The sequence below is a fragment of the uncultured Ruegeria sp. genome (assembly GCF_947489545.1).
Lineage (GTDB): Bacteria > Pseudomonadota > Alphaproteobacteria > Rhodobacterales > Rhodobacteraceae > Ruegeria.
Genome location: NZ_CANLDZ010000031.1, coordinates 14,139 through 32,932, shown reverse-complemented (window position 1 = coordinate 32,932; position 18,794 = coordinate 14,139). Strand labels below are relative to the sequence as shown.

The window sequence follows — 18,794 nt, the reverse complement described above, 5'->3', positions numbered from 1 at the left end:
GATGAACCGATGAACCGATGAACCGATGAACCGATGAACCGATGATACGCCAGACCCACTCGGCCTGCAAGTAACAGACTGAATTTATTGCGAATATTGGCGATTTTTAGCCGAGCACGCGGGGGCCGATCAATGCGTTCCATACCCAACCTTAGAACCCGGTTGCTGTATTGGGAAATATTCCAATCCTATATTTAGATAGCCACCAGCTATGGTAAGCCTGCACCCTTCAGACTTTCACTTTGTCAACTTGGTCTAAGCGTAAAGTAACTGACCTTGGCGCAGTCGAAGCAAAACATAGTTTGTTACGCTCGCCCGCCATTTGCCACCTGATTTTGAAGGCCTGGTTCTCGCGGTTTGCGACTTGCTACACGAGAGAAACACAAAACGAAGATAAAGGTCTGGTCAGGACTCAAATTATCAATCGGGGCTGATTGCAAACAACCGCCACAAGGAGCCCTTAATGACCGATGCTGCATAGAGCACGAATGTCTGTAATAGTGACTTATGACCCGACACCACCAATTGTTTCCCAGGGATTATCCATGAAATTTGTGAACCCGCTTCCATTTGTTGAGGACGTAGAGAAATCTAGGAGATTTTATTCAGGCGTTCTCGGCCTGTCGATCATTCAAGACCATGGCAACTTTGTCATGTTTGAAGGCGGGTTACTAAAGTCGTGGAAGGGCGCGCTATCGACGTCTGACGGTTATGGTCGGATGACCGGTGCCAGCTCAAAGCGAACGTTCGCCTAACCAGACTGATTAAGAATTCCGCAGCTATTCTATCGTACCTGAACGCTTGCCTCGCTCAATCTCAGTCGCCAGAGCTTCCATCTTGGAGCCCCAATAGCGACGAAGCTGGTCAAGCCATGCCTGCACATCCTCGAAGCCAGCAGGATCAATCGAATAGCACCGTCTCGCACCGTCTCTGCGCACGTGTGCAAATCCAGCATCGCGCAATATGCGAAGATGCTGTGAAACCGCTGATTGCGAAATACCAAACTCAGATTCGATGACGTTGACGATTTCGCCTGATGCGTGCTCTTTCTGGGCTATCAGCTCCAGCGTTCGTCGCCGGACCGGGTCCGACAGAACATCGAAAGCGTGCATCAACCCTCTCCCGTGTAGAAATCTGCGGTTCGAGATGCGGTTTCCATCGCGATCTTCTTAGGGGTGCCATCTTCAGCGTGCGCTTTCCCCCAAGCTTCGGACCAAGAACGCAACCTGCTCTTGCCCTCTTCTCCTTCTGCCCATTCCTGACCCGCCTCAATCACGCTCTTGCCTTTCATTTGAATATGGCCATCCAGACCTAGCATTGCCAATTCCCAGCCAACACCTGTGGCGCCAGGACCGTATTTGTTCCAATGCGCTTCGTTCTCTTTGTCAGCCGGCAGTTCATGTTCAAGTGTCAGCAGCGAACCGTTCTCGACATTCTGAATCGTCACCTTCACCCAGCTTATATTTCCACCAAATTCCCATGTAATAGCTAAGGTATGCGGCGGATCGCATGAAGTAATGTCGCCGTCAGCATTGTTTTCGATAGAAAACCGTCCTCCGCTTTGGAAGTTGCCTGAGACATTGCCGAACCAGCGCTCTATCCGTTGTTTTTCGGTGATTGCAGTCCACAAATCTGCCTGACTAGTTGGATAGGTGCGCGAGGCGCGAACCATATGCGTGGGGCGACCTTCGCGATCACCTTTTCCAACTGTGCGAATGTCCGCACCAAATGCCTTTTCGAAATTCATGATCACATTCCCCAGATGCAGATATATTAGCTTACACTAATATCACACCTGACTAATATAATCAAATTTTGCCACCAAGGCGGACTATGCTGACGCTCGCAGAGCGTCTACTATCGGACCGGTCTGTCCATCCTCGGCCGTGGATTGGCGTGTAGTTTTCTTAGGATGGAGCTGAAAGCTGCGCATTCCTTTTCGTCGAACTCTCCCATCAGATTCATCAGGATTTGTGTCCGTTCTTCGCAACTATCCACAAGCATCTTCCGCCCTATGTCGGTCACTGACAGCCTCGGCGTCCGAAGGTCACCCTTGTCGATTTGCTTTAAGATCCAGCCGCGCGCTTCAAGATTATTGACCAAACGACTCATCGTCGGGCGGCTGACGCCTTCGTGACTGGCGAGAAGATGAAGTCTGTCCATGCCGAACTCTGAGATGGCAGCGATTGCAGAAAGCTGTTGACCGGTCGCTCCGGCACGTTGTTCGATCTGTCGCATCATCCGGTCGAGCATGGGCAGGAGCTGATGCAAAGCCTGCGCGGCAAAGAATTTGCTGGGATGCAGATCAATCATTAGCTATGCTAACGATAAAGGCGTCGGGAGACAAGTCATGGAAATTCACAAGGGTCGTTTGGTCGATCACATCCACCTCAGTGTGTCAGACCTCGCCGCAAGCCGTAGGTTCTACAAAGGATGCCTGGCCGCCTTGGGGCAGGAGCTGTCGCAAGATACCGCGCATTTTTTCATTGCTGACGAGCTGTTCGTGGCGCCTGCCGGAGAAAGCCCAACGACCCATGTTCATATGGCTTTTCAAGCTGGATCAGAAGGGCAGGTTGCAAGCTTTCACGCTGCCGCCATAGAGAACGGAGGAACCGACAACGGAGGGCCCGGACCTCGCGACTATCATCCCGGTTACTATGCAGCCTACGTTCTTGATCCAGACGGAAACAACATCGAGGCAGTGTGGCATGGCCCAGCTGACCGATCCGCAGAAAGCGTGGTCTTTGCCATACCTGAGGGGTAACCGCATACCAGATTTGAAACGTCCAATCCAACCGATGCCTGAGTTTGTGAAAGAGGCGCTGCGTGATGCCTACCTAAGCGATTCATACGATGCGCGACCAGCTTATCAGCGTAACGACAATCTCTGGTGGATCAACAGCGCGAAGCGCGATGACACCAAGCGAAGGTGGCTCTCGAAGATGATCGCTGAGTTGAAAGCGGGATCAGGCTACATGGGGATGGACTGGAAACCAAAATTGTAAAGCTGACGTTGGCTGCGCTGCAATAACTCGGAGGTTCGGGCTCGTACATGCCCTTCTCTGAGACAAACCCGATTTGGTAGAATGAGCCCAAAGTGAACCTACGTCAAAATTGGACTTGGTGAAAAGCGGACATCCCAGCACCAGACAACGCTGACAAGAAGGCCATATTCTGTTGAAAAGGTCTGCCTTGATCAAAGGCCATCCCACTGATTCAATTCTCCTATTGAATGGGAGACTGGTCGATGATGGGATCAAGACAGGAAGCTCAGGCCGCACTGTTCTATGAGTTCTCGTTAGAGGACCACGTTCCCCAAGATCACCTGCTGCGGTCGATTTGTTGAGCTGAGCAGTATCCGCAGTCATTTGGCGGACTTTAATAGCCATACAGGTCGCCCTTCCGTCGATCCCGAGTTGCTGATCCGCATGCTGCTTGTGGGCTACTGCTTTGGTATCCGGTCGGAACGGCGATTGTGCGAGGAAGTGCACTTGAATTTGGCATATCGTTGGTTCTGTCGCCTCGATCTGACTGATCGAGTGCCGGATCATTCGACCTTTGTTGCCTGTCTGAAGTCGCCCGCAGAGCTTACCTGAAAAGCGGCGGCTGATGTTGGGAGCCGAAGCACTTCGGCCGCAACGGTTGGGTCGGAGAGTCATTGAAAATAAGTGGTTTTCTTTTGCGCGACCTTAAACAGGATTGCGAGCGGCAAAGCTGCAACAAAAAGCCAAACAATCGAAAGAAACGCTTCGTTGAAAGTTAGCAGCGCAACTTGCGACCTGATCGATTGCTGAATGGCTACCAACGCAGCGCCATCAACAATGCCAGGATCAAGCCCACGGCCGATAAAACTCTGTGACACCAGCTCGGTTCTTTGCTGAAGTGCCGGATTGGACGGATGGAGATTACTGCCTAAAATCTGGAGATTCAGTGTGTTGATCCGCTGTATGTACGTGTCTAGACATGCAACGCCGATCAACCCTCCCAATTGACGCCCAAGGTTGAACAGACCTGTCCCGGCGGAAACCAATGGCTGTGACAATCCGCTCAGGGCAATCAGCGTTAGACTCAAAAACAAAAATCCCAGTCCCAGCCCTCGCAACAACAGTGCGAGCCACATGTCATGTGATCCGCTTTGTGGGCCTGATCCGGAAAGCATCCACATAGACGCCATCACAAGAAGTACACCGATCGGGATGAATATCACTGGATTGGCACCGCGTGACGTCGTGAACCAACCGGCTATCAGCAGAGCCAACCCGATGGTCAAACTGGAGGGAAGAAGAAGCCGCGCGGTCGTATCCGACGGTAGGCGTAACACATTCAGCGCAAAAACCTGAATAAGGAAAGCGCTGCCGAACAGAGCAAAGCCAGCTACGAAACTGACCGCAAAGCCAAAGGCGAATTCCGGTTTGCGAAACACATCGTATTTGAACATGGCGCGGCCCGGTCGCATATTCATTCGGACCACGAAGGCGATCAACCCAACGAGCGCTGCAGCAACCCACCAGCGAATGTGGGTAGTGTCGAGCCAGTTCCAGCGTGCACCCTCCGACAACGCATAAGCCATTGCAGTCATTGCAACGGCAAACAGCCCCAGGCAAACCCAATCAAACTCCAACTCATCGTACTTCTGCGCAGGCAGGTAGCGTCGCACGGCAAACAGAATGAGTAATGCGGCCAACGCCACGCAGGCACTGAGGGCAAACATCCACCTCCATGAACCCCCAACGATGAGTTCGCCATGCAAGGCGGGCGCGGCAGACGCTGGCGCAACCACAACTCCGAAGGCAAACACAGCCTGGACCAGACCCTGCCGCGTTTTGGGAAACAGCTGGAATAGGATTGTCTGGCAGGAAACGAGAAGGGCGGCGCCCGTTGCGCCCTGCAAAACTCGAGAGGCCACAAGGCTCAAGATGCCGGGAGAAACCGTGCATAGCAGGGACGCTACGATACTTCCAACCAACGCAAACCAAAGGATACGTCCAGCCCCGGCCCGGTTGACGGCCCATGCGCAGGCGGGAAGAAGGGTAAGCTTTGCGGACACAAAGGCCGTCTTCAACCAGTTCGCGGTATCCTGAGTGGCTGACAAGCCTTCCATGAACTGAGGGCGGGCCATCCCATAAACTGTACTGTTCAGCGCATCCACAGTAACCGCAAGCGTCAGTCCCACCACCACCAACGCGAGAGCATATGCGTCCGGTCGATGACCACCCCGGTCTGCGTGCAAGCAAGTCAAGATTGGATATGAATGCTTTCGAGTATCTAAAGACGCAGACTTGGCACCAAAGTGGCCGACTTGCCGGTTTTCATAACAAGAGCCAGCTTCATTCATCTTTCTGGCTCCAGGAAGCCTCTGCGGGGATCTTGGTTGACGCTTCACTTGTTGTTTTGTCCGCAGCTACAGATTGGGTATCGACACGAACTTTGGCGGACATTCCGGCGCGAAGTCGGCTAAAAAGCGGACTTTCAGGTTCTATTGAAACTTTTACAGGAATCCTTTGGACAACGCGTATGAAGTTCCCGGTAGCGTTGTCAGACGGCAAAAGGCTGAACTCTGCTCCGCTGGCTGGCGCAATACTGTCTACATGTCCCAGAATTTCCTGACTTCCAAACGCATCAACGCGAATTGCAACCAATTGACCTGGAGCTAAGTTTTCCAGTTGAGTTTCTTTGAAGTTGGCCACAACCCATTTTTGTTCATCCGACACAACAGCCAGAAGCGGCGACCCGGCTCGCACAAACTGCCCCGGTTCGACATGCAGGTTCCCGACAAGCCCGTTTATTGGCGAGCGGACGACTGTGTCTTCAAGAGAGATTTCAGAGAGCTGAAACAGTGCAGACGCTTGTTCGACAGATGCATCAAGTGCTACGGCTTGGGCATCCAAAACACGAAGCTTTTGCTGGCTGGCCTTCAATGCTGCTTGGGCTTGCTCGACGGATGATCGCGCCCTGACGGCGGTGGCGGTAGCGGTTTCCAGACGCGCTTCGGTTGCCCAGCCCTCATCTATCAGGCTTTTTGCCCTGCGCAGATCCTTTGTGGTTCGTTCGGCTTCAGCCAGAGCGGCATCTATTCTGGCGCGGGCTTCGTCGGTGAACAGGACCTGCATGTGGCGTTCTTCGTCAAGCCTCGCTCGGGCAGCCTTTGCGGCTGCCAGCGCGGCCTTCGCCTGCCTCGTATTTGCTTGATAGTCGATTGGGTCAATCCGAAGTAGAACATCTCCCGCTGCAACTCTTTCGTTATCGTTGACGGCAACCTCAACGATGAACCCTGCCACTTTTGGCGCAATCGGCACTTTATCGCTACGCACATATGCGTTGTCGGTCCAGGCATAGTTACTGCGGGTTTGCCAGTAGTTGTATCCACCAATAACTGAGGCAACGCATAGGGCTGTGACACCTATGACGGCAATCATCTTTGCAAGCCTATGGACCATGTCAATCTTTCTCCTCAGAACCGGCACTTGCCGATGGACGGGTGCAAAAGGGTACGAAACCGTACCGTTGTACTATACGGTACGATACCGTACCATTGCAAGCTCCTGTATCGCGTTCTGGAGATTGATTTTGAGCCAAACACCAACGGCGTTGACAGCACGACAAAGAAAAAAGCGAGAAGAAATAATTGAAATCGCGTCGGAAATGTTCCTCCGGGAAGGTTTCGGGCGAACCAGCATGGATCAGATCCATGCCCGCCTTGGCGGTTCCAAACGTACTCTCTACAGCCACTTCCCCAACAAGGAGTCCTTGTTTCACACCATTGTCGAGCGGATTTCGGGACGGGTCTTTGCGGCTTTGCAGCCAAAACCGGCGGAGGGCGCGTTTGAACGGGCTCTGTTCCGGATGGGATACGAATATCTGAGCGTTCTTCTATCGTCCGAGGGGATTGCCTTATATCGTATCATGACGGCCGAGGCGCATCATTTTCCGGAGCTATCGCGGGACTTTTTTGAACGCGGCCCTGCCGTTGCAAGTGAAGGATTGGCCCGCTTCTTTGAAGCCAATCAAACGGTAGGCAACCTTGTAACCTCAAACGCCCAAACAGTGGCAGAACAGTTTTTGGGTGCCGTTCGAGGGGATGTGCATTTGTCGGCAGTGCTTGCCGGTAAACAGCCTTCCCAAGCGGTGTTGAGGGAAAAGGTTTCGTGCGCGGTTAGATTGTTTACCAGAACGCCGGGCATTGAAGAAGCTTCCGACTTTCCAGCTTACTCCTAGCCGCTAAAGAAGCGGCAAGCAAAAAGGCGCACTGCCCGGAACCGGTTACTTGAGCATTGCGTCTTTCTCGGAACGGGATCCAAGCCTCGGAGACTGCATCCGCTCTTGCAGTTCCTCGAATGATAAACTAGCGATACAGAACCTGTCGAAGGAGATCTATGCGCAGAAGCCAAACCTGAACCGCAGCTGCGGTGTCAATAAGTGCCAGTCTTGGCACTGTTTCTCTGTGCAACATCTCTGCAGGACTATCATGAAAAAAATCAATACACGTATCCGTGCTTATATGGCATCGGACAATGAAAAGCTTTCGACAATCTGGCTTGATGCCTCTCTATCGGCGCATGCCTTTATTAGCGAAGAACGGCTGCGTGAGCAGCAAATTCTTATCGAGACGACGTATCTCCCCAACTCGGAGACCTGGGTGGCCTGTCAATCGTGGGAGCCGATTGGCTTCATCAGCCTCGTGGACAGTTTCATCGGCGGCTTGTTTGTCGCGCCGCACTACCAGGGGCAGGGAATCGGCCGGTTTCTGGTCGCCCATGCAATGGCCCTAAAGGAGGAGTTGCGGTTGGAGGTTTACTTGGACAACCGCCGGGCACTTGCCTTCTATCAAACGCTTGGGTTCGAAGAACTATCAAGACGAGCAATGGATGATGATGGGTTGCCCTTCGAGACTGTCCAGTTGCGGCTGAAAAGCTGATGAAAGAGCTGGGTGGCGACACGTAGCGTTCCGCCCAGCATTTTCCAACTACACCAAGCCGTTATCATGCCTTTGGTCGGATAGACCGGTCAGTATCGCCCGCTCTCGAGCAATCTGAGCCGCGGTCTATGCCGTGCGCGGTAAAGGTATCGGGCCCAGAGTGCGAACACGGGTGTCAGCATACCGGCATCGATCTCTATGCGGTCTTGCAATCGGCTGCCGGTCTCGTTCTCCATGACCGTAAGACTGTGCAGCCATGTCTTCACACCAGCACCCCGTTCAGATGATCGAAGGATCATGCGCTGATTGTCGCATTCCAACACATCAATGCGATAGGGTTGCGCAGGAAGCTTGCCGAAGAGCGAAACCATCACTTCAAGCCTCTGCCCGGTTCTGGCGCGCCCTTCTGGCAACCCCTCAAACGAGACCAATCCTTCCATAACTTCGCTCAGCGCTGCATAGTCAGTGGCCAACGCCCACAATCTTGACGCACTCACGGGATAGTCGTTCTGTATAGTGACAATCCTCATGCGAGCCCCGTCAGTTCCTGCGCGCAATACATCTGATTTCGACGTAAGCGCCTTCCCGGACAAAACCCGCAACTTCGATCGCTGTCCATGCAGGGAACGGTTCCGATACATATTTCGCCCGTATGTCTTTGAACGCATTCAGATGGTCATGCAGACCAACGTGGTAGCTGGTCATCTCCACCAAGTGTTCGAAGCCCAGTCCGGCTTCGGCCAACACCATCCCGATCTTCTCAAAGACCGCCTCAATCTGGTCGGTTGGGTTATCAGCCAGTAAGCCATCCGCATCAGCACCTGTGAAACCGGTCATGAAGACAAAGCCATCGTGTTCAAGCCCCGGTGACATCATCCAGTCCGTCACGTAGCTTTCGAGGCTTTCCGGGATAATAGGTTTCGGCATCGTCTACCCTTTCAGATGCATTGTGTCTTTGTTGGTGTTATCGCAGTGCATCACGGTTCTAACTGCCAAGCAAAAGAAGTGCTGAACAGACGAACCAGACAAACCAGTGTGGCAGTCGCCACAGGCTGCCCGCAGTTTTGCGCAGGACCTTCATCTGGACGATCCAAACCACGCCCCACAAAAAGAACAGCAGTCCGAAAAACAGGATCGCCGGACGTTCCAACGGACCAAGGTTCAGGACTGCGATGCCGAACAGCGCCGCCGCCACCACCAGAAGATCGACAGACAGCATCTGAAAGGCGCACATGGCCTGCACCCAATTGGTGTTGCGTTGCGTCTCCGATCTGGGTGGGGCGAGTGTGGCAGTCTCTTTTGTACCGATGACAACATGAGCCAAAAAGGCGGCCAGCGTAATGCAGGCAACGATGAAAACCCAAATGTTCAAGTGATATCTCCGCTATGTGAAACGTGGCAAAGGCGGGTCAGTCGTTTGAGGCCGATGCTGGCCGCAACCCGGCCCCAAGCATTGAAATTGCCTCGCGGACCAAACGCCTGTGCCGTCGCCTCGTTATGTCAAATAAACTCATATGCAAGACTACTCCATCCATCATGCTGGCCAGCGCGCGGCCTATCGAGGCGGCTTCATAGTGCTCTGCAACCTGCTTTCGTTCTTGAAGATGTGAGATCTGGTTGGCGTAGTGGGCACCCAGACGATCAAAAAACCGGGCCACATGCTGCGAGAAGTCCTCAGATGCAAAACTTGGACCGAACACCTCGAAGAAGACACGAAGAAATGAAGCCTGCTCAGTTGGGATATCCATCGTTCGGTTGAGCTCATCGAGAAAGGCATCAAGCGTCTCGCAAGTCTGGCCTTGTGTGATCCGGTCTTCCAGCATTGCAAAATGGCGATCGACAATCGCCGTCGTCATCGCGTCCTTGCCGTCGAAATATATGTAGAGTGTACCTTTGGCCAAGCTGGCCGCGCGTGCAACATCGCTCACCGATGACGCATGATAACCCTTTTCAACAAAAACCTTCATGGCCGCATCGAGGATTTCACCTCGCATTTTCGCTTTGTCCACGACCTTGGGCATTCACCTGTAACCCTTACTGCTCTCTTTCGTGCCCATCATAGACACAGAATTATTATGACCGGATGGTCATTTTTGTCGCACCCACTTTAATGACCAATCGGTCATTATAAATCAATTCTGAAAACAACCTCGCCATCATTTTTTGCTGCGACGGCAAACACACAAACCAAAGTCATGGGTAATTCACCGACTCTAAGGAGAAGACATGCAAACCGCACCGATCAACTGGACTTACTCAGGCGGCATTGATCCGCTTTGCGGGACAGGCGCCACAGTGGCTGAACGTATCCTGGCATATGGCATGGCCTCTATTTTCACCGGCATCATTCTGGCTGCGGATCAGGCTCGGAATGTGCCCGTCGCCGAAGGTTGGAAAATTGCGCTGCTCGCCTTTTTCGCCTTTGACATCGCCGGTGGCGCGGTCGCGAACATGCTCAACTCTTGTAAGCGGTTTTACCACACACATCTGCAACAAGGTGAGGGTCTGAGCGCGAGATTGGCGAAGAATCCGATGCTGTTCACAGCGATACACGTGCATCCGATTATCATCGCCTACTTTTTGAACGGCCACCTCCTGAACGCGACAATCTGGTACGCGCTGTTACTCGTCAGCGTGACAACAGTGCTGTTAATGCCGCTTTATCTAAGGCGTGCATCTGCAACCGGACTGACCGTACTTGCCCTGCTTGGCGACCAGCTTCTTCTGCCGCTTGGGGACGGGCTGGAGTGGTTTATTCCCTGTCTCTTCATGAAGATGGTTCTCGGCCATGCGGTGCAGGAAGAACCATATAGAGCTGGTTGACAGCAATGGGGGCCATGGTCCGCAAGAGATCAGATCACATCAGGCAGAGCTAATGACATGGTGTAGCAATCCGAGCAGCATTGGCACATCCGTAGCTCACACCAAGGCAACCTAAACAAAAACGAAATCTGGTATGCCTTGCTTAGATCAAGATGCTAGGTGCTTCGTGCCCAGATTTGACGCAGAACACAGAAAGAGATCGCCGATGCCAAACCACATCCTAGCTCCAATCCTCGGCACTGACCGCCTCATCCTACGAGGTCACCGGACCAGCGACTTCGATGACAGTGCTTCGATGTGGGCTGATCCGGAGGTGGTTGCCTTGATTTCAGGCGAGCCATCCACCGAGGAGCAGTCTTGGACGCGACTTCTGAGCTATACCGGTCACTGGTCGCATCTCGGCTTCGGGTATTGGGTCGTTGAATGCAAGAAGACCGGCGTATTCCTTGGAGAGGTTGGGTTTGCCAACCACCGACGCGATACGGCTCCTTCCCTGGATGGGAATCCGGAGGCAGGCTGGGTGTTTAAAGCGGGCGCACAAGGTAAAGGCTACGCCACCGAGGCCGTTACAAGGATGTTGGAATGGGCAGATGAATGGTTGGAGTTCGATCAAACATCCTGCATTTTTGATCCAGAACACTCCAACTCCATCAGGGTTGCTGAAAAGACCGGATTCTCGAACAAAATTATGGGCACCTATAGCACCCTCGAGACGCTTTTCATGCGACGAGCGCGCCAGTTCCGCTGATCTACAGGATGCATTGGTAAGGGGCGGCCAGTGGTCAACATTGCGCCCTAAGGATCCAGAGACGGGACACGTGGTAGTGATGACATGCATGGGCATCGGTGGCGGCTTCAGTTGTTACTCTGCCTTTCTGATAGCTGGATGTCCGCTTTTGCTTGAGAAGTCAGTGTAGACCGCAATAGCAGCAAATGACCGCTTTCCGATAACAGAGTTCTGTGCTTCACCGATGGCTGGGCGCGCGAAAGGCGGCAATGTCCTGCATTTCGGAGTTTGCAAAGCCCGACGATAACGGTTCAGTTTGGGCTGAGGCTGTGTGGAAACTGGCTTGGTTTCTCGACGATGAGGATGTTTCAGTCGATTTTGTGGAGGCACGCGGATTCGGGATCATTTTGACGCCCTAAGGGCTCATCCTGCCAATGCGGGCTTGTCGCAGAGAAAAGCAGGTGCGAGCCCAAATTGCAGGATGCTGCATGGAATGCGAACGGCAGCTATCAGGTTTTACCTGCATGACAAACTTGCGCTTGCATCTTCCCTGGCCGAAAGTTCTTCTTGCAAATCTGGAGTACCAACGATGGACGCATCTCTGCTCGCTAGAAATCGTAACTTTCGCCTGCTTTTTGGCGCAGGTACCTTGACCAACTTGGGCGATGGGTTGGTTATTCTTGCGCTACCATGGCTCGCGACATTAATGACGCAGAATCCCATCGCCATTGCTGCTGTCGCTGCTGCAGGGCGCCTACCGTGGTTGCTGTTTTCAATTCCAGCCGGAGTCATTGTTGACAATGCGGATCATCGCAAGCTCATAGCACGCACCGATTTGTTGCGGGCCGCTATCGTTCTGGCAATTATGATGTTGGCAATGAACCAACAAGCGCATGGGGCTGTCTGGGTACTTGCAGGTCTTGCCTTCTTGTTGGGATCAGCAGAGGTTTTGCGGGACAATGCCGCGCAAACCATGCTGCCATCCATCGTAGCCTCACAAGACCTCGAACGTGCGAATGGTCAACTTTGGACTAGTGAGCAGCTCACGGGTCAGTTTATTGGCCCTCCGTTGGCGGGATTCTTGATTGCTGCTGGAATTGCTATTCCTTTTGGCATTGACGCTGCACTGCTCGTACTAGCAGCGGGTCTCGTCTGGATGATTTCGCTCCGACCCAAACCAAGGGTCAGTGCTAGCTTTCGCGCAGCGCTCATCGAAGGAATCACATATATGCGACGTGATCCTCTTTTGCTGAGACTGGCAATTGTCTTGGGCATTGCGAACTTCATTGCGACAGCAACAATCACCATTCAGGTCCTTTTTGCGCAAGAAGTATTAGCGCTTTCGTCATTCCAATACGGCTGGGTGCTGTCTGTGGAGGCCGCAGGCGCGATCACAGGTAGTTTGCTTGCAGCCAGGTTTATTTCATTCCTTGGAACTCAGGCCTGCTTGTACTTATCAATTGCAGTTTGGGGTCTTGGCTATGCAGTGGTTGGGATAAGCCAATCGGTTGTCACGATGAGCATTGCGTTGTTCTTTGTTTTGGCTGGGGCGATGCTCTGGAATGTGATTACCGTATCTTGGAGACAGCGGCGTATCCCATCTGAATTGCTTGGCCGGGTTAACAGCATTTACCGTTTCTTCGGCTGGGGCTCCATGCCTTTAGGGGCTTTGGCTGGCGGTGCCGCTGTATCTGTTCTGGAAATTGAACTGGGACGTGAACTCGCCTTGCGTTCAACATTCATATTGGCGGGCCTCGCCTGTGCTTTCTTGCTGGCGTACGCATTGATGAGACTACGCCTAGATTAAAGCCACAGCAGACATTCATATTTTAATAGGCTAAGGCCGTTCTGTCCGCCCACCTGCCTTAAGTCACTGGCACTCCCAATGACTGGTTTGCGCGGTGCAGAACCTTCTGCTCGAGCGAAACCTCAATGTGCGATAAAGGTCCGGTGAGGGTTCAAACCATCTGTCTGAACCCACTGCAGAGAATGGCTACTCCGAGCCCAAAACTACGGAATGCTGCGACCTGCATCAAGGTCTAAGAATGCTGGAAGCTGTCCTTGAGTTTCGCCATGTGCACTATGTCTGCAACGTGAAATCACCCTTTGTCGCGCTCAGTCGGGTGTTAGGTGGTTGTTCGAATTGGCGAGATTTGAAGTGCTTCGAATTCACCGTGACGTAAGGGCTGCACGAGGCCTGTAGCGGGGCATGGCAATTTGTCCCACGGCGCAGCGATCAAGGTTGCGGTGATTTCACGGTCGGCTTGGGGTAGAGGGCAACAATGGCCTCAGCGCTCCGGTCTGGGACCATATTTCGAAAATCGAGGGATCCAGCAAACACTGAAAGCCATTCTTAGCCTTCGTTTGCTTCTTCCCAGCTCAGTCATTGGCTCATTTCCGATAGCTGAGACCGCAAAGAGATGACCGTCAAACTCAAAATGGGTCGTGAACCATCATCGGTGTCGCCTTTCGAACAGACACCCAAAGAGCACTGCGTACTTTTCCAGCCATACTTTTAGGCCTGTTAGAGATGTTTGAGCGTCGAATCCCTGAATGGCTACGTCATGCACCCGCACCATCAGTGCGGGGTTTTGCGACCCTTGCCGCATTTGAGGCAGTTGCACGTGGCATCCTGATTTCCGTCTTTCCGGTTGCGATGTACGACGCGCTCCAGGACGCGGTTCTGATCAGTTCGATTTACTTCGTGATCGGTCTCATCTCATTGCTGACTGGGCTTCTCGTTCCCTTTCTCAATCGCTGGATAGCGAGGCGATGGATGTATGGCATCGGGGCGATGGCGTTCGTCATTGGATCGGGCCTTGCAACCTTGGGCTCTCCAGAGATGATCGTTCTGGGGCTTGTCCTGAATTCGCTTGCCACGGTCGTAACCTTTGTGTGTTTCAACGCCTATGTGCTGGATTACATCGCGCGGGTCGAGTTGGGGAAATGCGAAACGCTGCGCATGTTCTATTCGGCCCTTGGATGGACCGTTGGGCCTATGTTGTCTATCTGCCCATATTCGCTGTCGAGAATGGTCTAGGAGAAACGCTGGGCGGCACGCTCTTGTCGATCACAAATGCTGGATTGTTCTTGTCGCCGGTGATGCTGAGATGGATGCAGAAACACTCCGTGCGCAGCACAGTTCAAACCGGTTTCATGGCCTTCGCCCTGCTGTTCTGTGCCGCCAGTCTGGTTTCTGTAGCCCCGTCTGCAACTGTCGGCCTGCTCTTTGCCGGCAGTTTCTTTCTTATCCTCTTGGATATTTGTGCCGGACTGCCATTCCTTATGGCTGTTAAACCGTCGGAACGCACCGAAATGTCGGCCGTCTACTCGTCCTACCGGGATGTCTCCGGTATCCTGACACCAGGCGCGGCATGGCTGATCCTGTTGGCCGCCCCGATATCCGGCACTTTTGCCGCTGCAGGTGTGGCAAGCCTGCTGGCTTGGGGGATTGCCGGGCGGCTGCATCCGCGCTTGGGCGAAAAGCGTATGAAGCCAGTGAAACCATTGCAAATTGAGCAGCGGATCCTTTTTCATGAGACCTGAGGCCAGGCGCCAATTGTGCCCTTTTCCTGCTGCTAGCGGAATCGCTCCCTTCGACTTCCCTTTTCGCGCTCGAAAACAGCGAGGCTCGCGGAACGCCGATGCTGAAACGTGCGATGTCGCCGAAATAATCTTGACAAGATGCGGGTTCTAGCAACTGTCATTCTGGTAAGTCCTCAAAAGTAGAGAAAACCAAATGCAGGTCAGTGTTCGCGACAACAACGTCGATCAAGCCCTCCGGGTCTTGAAGAAAAAGCTGCAACGCGAAGGCGTATTTCAAGAAATGAAGCTTAAGCAACATTTCGAGAAACCCTCTGAGAAAAAGGCACGGGAAAAAGCTGAAGCGATCCGCCGTGCCCGCAAACTAGCTCGAAAAAAACTGGAACGTGAAGCGTAGCCACACGTCCTTAGTTTGGTAATCGAGACAGCACCCCAGTCGCAGTTTCTAGCTATCGAAACCTGGGACCGTGTGCCCAGACAGTCAACGAATGGCGGGTCCCTCGTGTCACTGGCGTCACTTGATGCAGATGAAAACTTGGGAAAATAGTGATGGAGCCCTGCGTTCGGTTTGCGGCGATGATATGCGCGCCCGGCATAACTTCCAGATCACCGCCATCATAGCTCCCGGGCTTGGAAAGCTGCGCGACCAACGTCAGTTTTCATTTTTGTGCCATTGGGCCATCACCGATGTCGGAATGCCATGTAAAATGACCGCCATCCGTGGCATCGTAGCTGGCAACCTGTGGGCTCTCGGCAAATTCTCTGAGATCAAAGTCGAACCAGTTTCGGTTTGAGGTTCTCACAACGTCGATAAGTCGCTCCATGACCCACGCCATGCCGTCTATCTCATCCAGCCAAACGAGCTTAGCGCGGCGCAGATTATGATCCCGGTTCTGGCCGACAAGCAAAGCTTCTCTCGCTGGAGCTGATGCCACGGCGTTGACGATTGCGCTGCATTCAGCAGGCGTAAATCCATCGTCAATTGAATGTACGTTCACCTGCTAAGTCCCTTGTCCTGAGTTTTACTCGACAATGCAGGTCATTTTGCACGCCATGCTTATCCATTTTCGACCAAAGCGTGGGAATACGACCTAAATCCAAAGCAGTATCCTGCTCTTTGAGTGGGTAGAGATTGCTGGCGGCTGAAGAGGTGACGTCGGTCTGGAGCGGCTGCAGAGATCAATGGTCGGGCGCGCCCAATTCTGTGCTAGGCCCTAAAATATTTACGACTAGTCTATTGTAGCCAACCTCAACGATAGCCATCTCAGTCGTACTGGCACTCTGGTGTGGCGAGTGCCAATGGCTTTCTAAGCACGCCATCCACCCCCGTAAATCTTGAAAGGCAGCATACCTATGTTGTTTACTCCGCTCCACGATCGCGTTCTGGTTCGTCGCATTGAAAGTGACGAAAAGACATCAGGCGGTCTGATTATCCCCGATACCGCCAAGGAAACGCCGCAAGAAGGCGAAGTGGTATCTGCTGGCGCAGGTGCAAAAGACGACGCTGGCGCGCGTATCGCAATGGACGTCAAAGCTGGCGACAAAATTCTGTTCGGCAAATGGTCGGGCACTGAAATTAAGATCGACGGTGAAGAGCTGATGATCATGAAGGAGAGCGACATCTTAGGTATTATGGCCTGAACAACGCTGAACCCTCCCCAATTTTTCATTTAGGAATACCGACATGTCTGCAAAAGACGTAAAATTTGGCACGGACTCCCGTGACCGCATGCTCAAGGGCATCAATACGCTCGCCAACGCCGTCAAGGTCACGCTTGGCCCCAAGGGCCGCAACGTGGTCCTCGACAAATCCTACGGAGCGCCGCGCATCACCAAGGACGGTGTTACGGTCGCCAAGGAAATCGAACTCTTGGATGCGTTCGAGAACATGGGTGCTCAGTTGGTTAAGGATGTCGCGTCCCGTACCAACGATGAGGCAGGCGACGGCACAACCACCGCAACCGTTTTGGCCCAAGCTATTGTCAAGGAAGGTATGAAGTCAGTCGCCGCTGGTATGAACCCGATGGACCTCAAACGCGGTATCGACAAAGCGGTCACCGCCGTTGTTGCCGAGGTCAAGGCGATGTCGCGGCCAGTGGGCGATACGGCTGAGATCGCCAAAGTAGGCACCATTTCTGCCAACGGCGAAGCGGCCATCGGTCAACAGATCGCGGACGCGATGGCAAAGGTCGGCAACGAAGGTGTCATTACCGTCGAAGAGAACAAGGGCCTTGAGACAGAGACCGATGTTGTCGAGGGTATGCAGTTTGATCGTGGTTATCTCAGCCCGTACTTCGTTACGGACCCAACCAAGATGATCGCAAACCTGGAAGATTGCGTCATTCTGCTTCATGAGAAAAAGCTGACATCATTGGCTCCTATGGTTCCTTTGCTTGAGGCTGTTATGCAGGCAGATAAGCAGCTCTTGGTCATCGCTGAAGACATTGATGGCGAAGCACTCGCGACGCTTGTGGTGAACAAACTTCGGGGTGGCCTCAAAGTAGCCGGTGTCAAAGCGCCTGGGTTTGGGGATCGTCGCAAAGCAATGTTGGAAGATCTTGCAATCTTGACAGGCGGCCAAGTGATTTCTGAGGAATTGGGGATCAAGCTGGAGAGTGTCACGATGGACATGCTTGGCGACGCGAAGAAGATCACAATTACCAAAGACACAACAACTGTGATCGACGGGGCGGGTGACAAGGACGCAATTGCTGCGCGGGTTAATCAGATCCGTGCATTGATCGAAGATACGACCTCAGACTACGACAAAGAAAAACTGCAAGAACGGCTCGCAAAACTTGCGGGTGGCGTTGCTGTGATCAAGGTCGGTGGCGCAACTGAGATTGAAGTGAAAGAGCGTAAAGACCGTGTCGATGATGCGCTGAACGCAACACGGGCCGCTGTCGAAGAAGGCGTTGTACCGGGCGGCGGCGTCGCGCTGGTGCATGCTGGTAAAGTCCTCGAAGGCCTCAAAGGAGACAACGCAGATCAGGCGGCTGGTATCGCGATCATTCGCAAGGTGCTCCAAGCGCCTCTACGCCAGATTGCCGAAAATGCTGGTGTCGATGGATCGGTCGTAGCTGGCAAGATCGTTGAAAATACCAGCAAGACGTTTGGCTACGACGCACAGTCAGAGCAATACGGCGACATGTTAAAGGCCGGTGTTATCGATCCGACCAAAGTCGTTCGGATAGCACTTGAGTATGCTGCATCTGTTGCAGGCTTGCTGATCACGACCGAAGCGATGGTTGCGGACAAACCTACAGCAGCAAACAACAGTGGCGTGCCCGAAATGGGCGGTATGGGTGGTATGGGCGGCATGATGTAAACCACGACCTACCGGCCCGCAGGTAAACGCTTGCGGGCCAACCTATGTTTTCAACGCACTGCCGATTTTGAAGTCAATCCTGCTCAGGGACAGACCCAAGTCTTACTAAAAATGTAGGGTCTCCGACTTCGCCGGAATCGCTATCTTCTATCACCAAATAGGCGTCGGCACCGACGCAATTTTCCGCGCGAAATTCACGTTCTGCCCGCTCTTGAGCTTCATGGGGCGTAGAATACTGCAGCTGCTTGTCGATTTGAAGGTTGCCTTGCTGTCCGCGCTCAGTGGTCTTGGCAATGTATGTCTGGCAGACATAGTGAACCTTTGTGCCGGACTTTTCTGTTTCGCTCATCGGGTCTTCCACATCTAAATCATAGGCGCTTTGGGACAAGTTTCGGACGTCCCCCGCCAAGGTGTGCAACTAAGTTAAGCTGAATACCTCAGACGGACGAAATCCGAAA

At 53.1% G+C, this 18,794-nt stretch carries 21 protein-coding genes and 3 pseudogenes; 13 read left to right on the top strand and 11 right to left on the bottom strand.

The genetic code is table 11. The features are described from left to right. Positions 1 to 470: 470 nt before the first annotated feature. Complete coding sequence (locus Q1B13_RS24825) at positions 471 to 755, top strand: hypothetical protein (RefSeq protein ID WP_367180730.1); 285 nt, start codon at positions 471 to 473, stop codon at positions 753 to 755. 24 nt (positions 756 to 779) lie between these two features. Here Q1B13_RS24825 and Q1B13_RS24820 read toward each other — a convergent pair whose 3' ends face one another. The 3 genes from Q1B13_RS24820 to Q1B13_RS24810 form a co-directional block, all read right to left on the bottom strand. Next, positions 780 to 1,112 (bottom strand): helix-turn-helix transcriptional regulator, encoded by a 333-nt coding sequence (locus Q1B13_RS24820; protein ID WP_299085284.1) that lies wholly within the window; start codon positions 1,110 to 1,112, stop codon positions 780 to 782. Further along, positions 1,112 to 1,672, bottom strand: a complete 561-nt coding sequence (locus Q1B13_RS24815; RefSeq protein WP_299085287.1) for an SRPBCC domain-containing protein — start codon at positions 1,670 to 1,672, stop codon at positions 1,112 to 1,114. The genes Q1B13_RS24820 and Q1B13_RS24815 overlap by 1 nt, the downstream gene beginning before the upstream one ends. A 185-nt stretch (positions 1,673 to 1,857) precedes the next feature. Continuing rightward, complete coding sequence (locus Q1B13_RS24810) at positions 1,858 to 2,313, bottom strand: MarR family winged helix-turn-helix transcriptional regulator (RefSeq protein ID WP_299085290.1); 456 nt, start codon at positions 2,311 to 2,313, stop codon at positions 1,858 to 1,860. Between the two features lie 37 nt (positions 2,314 to 2,350). Between Q1B13_RS24810 and Q1B13_RS24805 the strand changes: the two genes are divergently transcribed. From Q1B13_RS24805 to Q1B13_RS24795, 3 genes and pseudogenes are all read left to right on the top strand, one after another. After that, entirely contained in the window at positions 2,351 to 2,764 is a 414-nt protein-coding gene (locus tag Q1B13_RS24805; RefSeq protein WP_298938518.1) for a VOC family protein, read from the top strand. A gap of 13 nt (positions 2,765 to 2,777) precedes the next feature. Beyond that, on the top strand, positions 2,778 to 3,005 hold the full coding sequence (locus Q1B13_RS24800) for a YdeI/OmpD-associated family protein (RefSeq protein WP_298938517.1): 228 nt from the start codon (positions 2,778 to 2,780) through the stop codon (positions 3,003 to 3,005). Between the two features lie 242 nt (positions 3,006 to 3,247). After that, positions 3,248 to 3,560, top strand: a pseudogene (locus tag Q1B13_RS24795) (transposase); the annotation flags it as partial. A 95-nt stretch (positions 3,561 to 3,655) separates the two neighbouring features. Here Q1B13_RS24795 and Q1B13_RS24790 read toward each other — a convergent pair. Further along, positions 3,656 to 5,230, bottom strand: coding sequence for a DHA2 family efflux MFS transporter permease subunit (locus tag Q1B13_RS24790; RefSeq protein WP_299800673.1), 1,575 nt, complete (start codon positions 5,228 to 5,230; stop codon positions 3,656 to 3,658). 97 nt (positions 5,231 to 5,327) lie between these two features. Continuing rightward, positions 5,328 to 6,437 carry an HlyD family secretion protein gene (locus Q1B13_RS24785; protein WP_299085295.1) on the bottom strand — a complete coding sequence of 370 codons (1,110 nt, stop codon included), beginning with the start codon at positions 6,435 to 6,437 and terminating at the stop codon, positions 5,328 to 5,330. Positions 6,438 to 6,567: 130 nt separating this feature from the next. Here Q1B13_RS24785 and Q1B13_RS24780 point away from each other — a divergent pair, with 130 nt between their 5' ends. Together Q1B13_RS24780 and Q1B13_RS24775 are read left to right on the top strand one after the other, a co-directional pair. Continuing rightward, on the top strand, positions 6,568 to 7,215 hold the full coding sequence (locus Q1B13_RS24780) for a TetR/AcrR family transcriptional regulator (protein WP_299085298.1): 648 nt from the start codon (positions 6,568 to 6,570) through the stop codon (positions 7,213 to 7,215). 250 nt (positions 7,216 to 7,465) lie between these two features. Continuing rightward, on the top strand, positions 7,466 to 7,915 hold the full coding sequence (locus tag Q1B13_RS24775) for a GNAT family N-acetyltransferase (protein WP_299085301.1): 450 nt from the start codon (positions 7,466 to 7,468) through the stop codon (positions 7,913 to 7,915). 89 nt (positions 7,916 to 8,004) lie between these two features. Here Q1B13_RS24775 and Q1B13_RS24770 read toward each other — a convergent pair whose 3' ends face one another. From Q1B13_RS24770 to Q1B13_RS24755, 4 genes are read right to left on the bottom strand one after another with little or no spacing between them, the layout of a single operon-like run. Next, on the bottom strand, positions 8,005 to 8,445 hold the full coding sequence (locus Q1B13_RS24770; protein WP_299085304.1) for an SRPBCC family protein: 441 nt from the start codon (positions 8,443 to 8,445) through the stop codon (positions 8,005 to 8,007). Positions 8,446 to 8,455: 10 nt separating this feature from the next. After that, entirely contained in the window at positions 8,456 to 8,842 is a 387-nt protein-coding gene (locus tag Q1B13_RS24765) for a Rid family hydrolase (RefSeq protein ID WP_299085307.1), read from the bottom strand. Between the two features lie 58 nt (positions 8,843 to 8,900). Further along, positions 8,901 to 9,287, bottom strand: coding sequence for a hypothetical protein (locus Q1B13_RS24760; protein ID WP_299085310.1), 387 nt, complete (start codon positions 9,285 to 9,287; stop codon positions 8,901 to 8,903). A gap of 37 nt (positions 9,288 to 9,324) precedes the next feature. Further along, entirely contained in the window at positions 9,325 to 9,936 is a 612-nt protein-coding gene (locus Q1B13_RS24755) for a TetR/AcrR family transcriptional regulator (protein WP_299085314.1), read from the bottom strand. Positions 9,937 to 10,141: 205 nt separating this feature from the next. Between Q1B13_RS24755 and Q1B13_RS24750 the strand changes: the two genes are divergently transcribed. The 5 genes and pseudogenes from Q1B13_RS24750 (at position 10,142) to rpsU (ending at position 15,405) form a co-directional block, all read left to right on the top strand. Beyond that, entirely contained in the window at positions 10,142 to 10,738 is a 597-nt protein-coding gene (locus tag Q1B13_RS24750; RefSeq protein ID WP_299085317.1) for a hypothetical protein, read from the top strand. Between the two features lie 205 nt (positions 10,739 to 10,943). Further along, positions 10,944 to 11,486, top strand: coding sequence for a GNAT family N-acetyltransferase (locus Q1B13_RS24745; RefSeq protein WP_299085320.1), 543 nt, complete (start codon positions 10,944 to 10,946; stop codon positions 11,484 to 11,486). A 568-nt stretch (positions 11,487 to 12,054) separates the two neighbouring features. Further along, positions 12,055 to 13,272, top strand: coding sequence for an MFS transporter (locus Q1B13_RS24740; RefSeq protein ID WP_299085323.1), 1,218 nt, complete (start codon positions 12,055 to 12,057; stop codon positions 13,270 to 13,272). A 723-nt stretch (positions 13,273 to 13,995) separates the two neighbouring features. Next, positions 13,996 to 15,011, top strand: a pseudogene (locus tag Q1B13_RS24735) (MFS transporter). A 193-nt stretch (positions 15,012 to 15,204) separates the two neighbouring features. Beyond that, positions 15,205 to 15,405 (top strand): 30S ribosomal protein S21, encoded by a 201-nt coding sequence (rpsU, locus tag Q1B13_RS24730; RefSeq protein WP_298938036.1) that lies wholly within the window; start codon positions 15,205 to 15,207, stop codon positions 15,403 to 15,405. A 52-nt stretch (positions 15,406 to 15,457) separates the two neighbouring features. On the opposite strand, the pseudogene Q1B13_RS24725 reads toward rpsU, so the two are convergent. Continuing rightward, positions 15,458 to 16,006 (bottom strand): annotated as a pseudogene (locus Q1B13_RS24725) (2OG-Fe(II) oxygenase). 355 nt (positions 16,007 to 16,361) lie between these two features. Here Q1B13_RS24725 and groES point away from each other — a divergent pair. Next, positions 16,362 to 16,649, top strand: coding sequence for a co-chaperone GroES (groES, locus tag Q1B13_RS24720; RefSeq protein ID WP_299085326.1), 288 nt, complete (start codon positions 16,362 to 16,364; stop codon positions 16,647 to 16,649). A 43-nt stretch (positions 16,650 to 16,692) separates the two neighbouring features. After that, positions 16,693 to 18,336 carry a chaperonin GroEL gene (gene groL / locus Q1B13_RS24715; protein WP_298938034.1) on the top strand — a complete coding sequence of 548 codons (1,644 nt, stop codon included), beginning with the start codon at positions 16,693 to 16,695 and terminating at the stop codon, positions 18,334 to 18,336. Between the two features lie 73 nt (positions 18,337 to 18,409). Here the strand turns inward: groL and Q1B13_RS24710 are convergent, their stop codons facing one another. Then, positions 18,410 to 18,685 carry a hypothetical protein gene (locus Q1B13_RS24710; protein ID WP_299085329.1) on the bottom strand — a complete coding sequence of 92 codons (276 nt, stop codon included), beginning with the start codon at positions 18,683 to 18,685 and terminating at the stop codon, positions 18,410 to 18,412. Between the last annotated feature and the right edge of the window lie 109 nt (positions 18,686 to 18,794).

Excerpts from the sequence above, each read along its gene's own strand:
- Q1B13_RS24825 (WP_367180730.1), top strand. The coding sequence starts at position 471 with ATGCTGCATAGAGCACGAATGTCTGTAATAGTGACTTATGACCCGACA.
- Q1B13_RS24820 (WP_299085284.1), bottom strand. The coding sequence starts at position 1,112 with ATGCACGCTTTCGATGTTCTGTCGGACCCGGTCCGGCGACGAACGCTG.
- Q1B13_RS24815 (WP_299085287.1), bottom strand. The coding sequence starts at position 1,672 with ATGGTTCGCGCCTCGCGCACCTATCCAACTAGTCAGGCAGATTTGTGG.
- Q1B13_RS24810 (WP_299085290.1), bottom strand. The coding sequence starts at position 2,313 with ATGATTGATCTGCATCCCAGCAAATTCTTTGCCGCGCAGGCTTTGCAT.
- Q1B13_RS24805 (WP_298938518.1), top strand. The coding sequence starts at position 2,351 with ATGGAAATTCACAAGGGTCGTTTGGTCGATCACATCCACCTCAGTGTG.
- Q1B13_RS24785 (WP_299085295.1), bottom strand. The coding sequence starts at position 6,437 with ATGGTCCATAGGCTTGCAAAGATGATTGCCGTCATAGGTGTCACAGCC.
- Q1B13_RS24775 (WP_299085301.1), top strand. The coding sequence starts at position 7,466 with ATGAAAAAAATCAATACACGTATCCGTGCTTATATGGCATCGGACAAT.
- Q1B13_RS24770 (WP_299085304.1), bottom strand. The coding sequence starts at position 8,445 with ATGAGGATTGTCACTATACAGAACGACTATCCCGTGAGTGCGTCAAGA.
- Q1B13_RS24765 (WP_299085307.1), bottom strand. The coding sequence starts at position 8,842 with ATGCCGAAACCTATTATCCCGGAAAGCCTCGAAAGCTACGTGACGGAC.
- Q1B13_RS24755 (WP_299085314.1), bottom strand. The coding sequence starts at position 9,936 with ATGCCCAAGGTCGTGGACAAAGCGAAAATGCGAGGTGAAATCCTCGAT.
- Q1B13_RS24750 (WP_299085317.1), top strand. The coding sequence starts at position 10,142 with ATGCAAACCGCACCGATCAACTGGACTTACTCAGGCGGCATTGATCCG.
- Q1B13_RS24745 (WP_299085320.1), top strand. The coding sequence starts at position 10,944 with ATGCCAAACCACATCCTAGCTCCAATCCTCGGCACTGACCGCCTCATC.
- Q1B13_RS24740 (WP_299085323.1), top strand. The coding sequence starts at position 12,055 with ATGGACGCATCTCTGCTCGCTAGAAATCGTAACTTTCGCCTGCTTTTT.
- rpsU (WP_298938036.1), top strand. The coding sequence starts at position 15,205 with ATGCAGGTCAGTGTTCGCGACAACAACGTCGATCAAGCCCTCCGGGTC.
- groES (WP_299085326.1), top strand. The coding sequence starts at position 16,362 with ATGTTGTTTACTCCGCTCCACGATCGCGTTCTGGTTCGTCGCATTGAA.
- groL (WP_298938034.1), top strand. The coding sequence starts at position 16,693 with ATGTCTGCAAAAGACGTAAAATTTGGCACGGACTCCCGTGACCGCATG.
- Q1B13_RS24710 (WP_299085329.1), bottom strand. The coding sequence starts at position 18,685 with ATGAGCGAAACAGAAAAGTCCGGCACAAAGGTTCACTATGTCTGCCAG.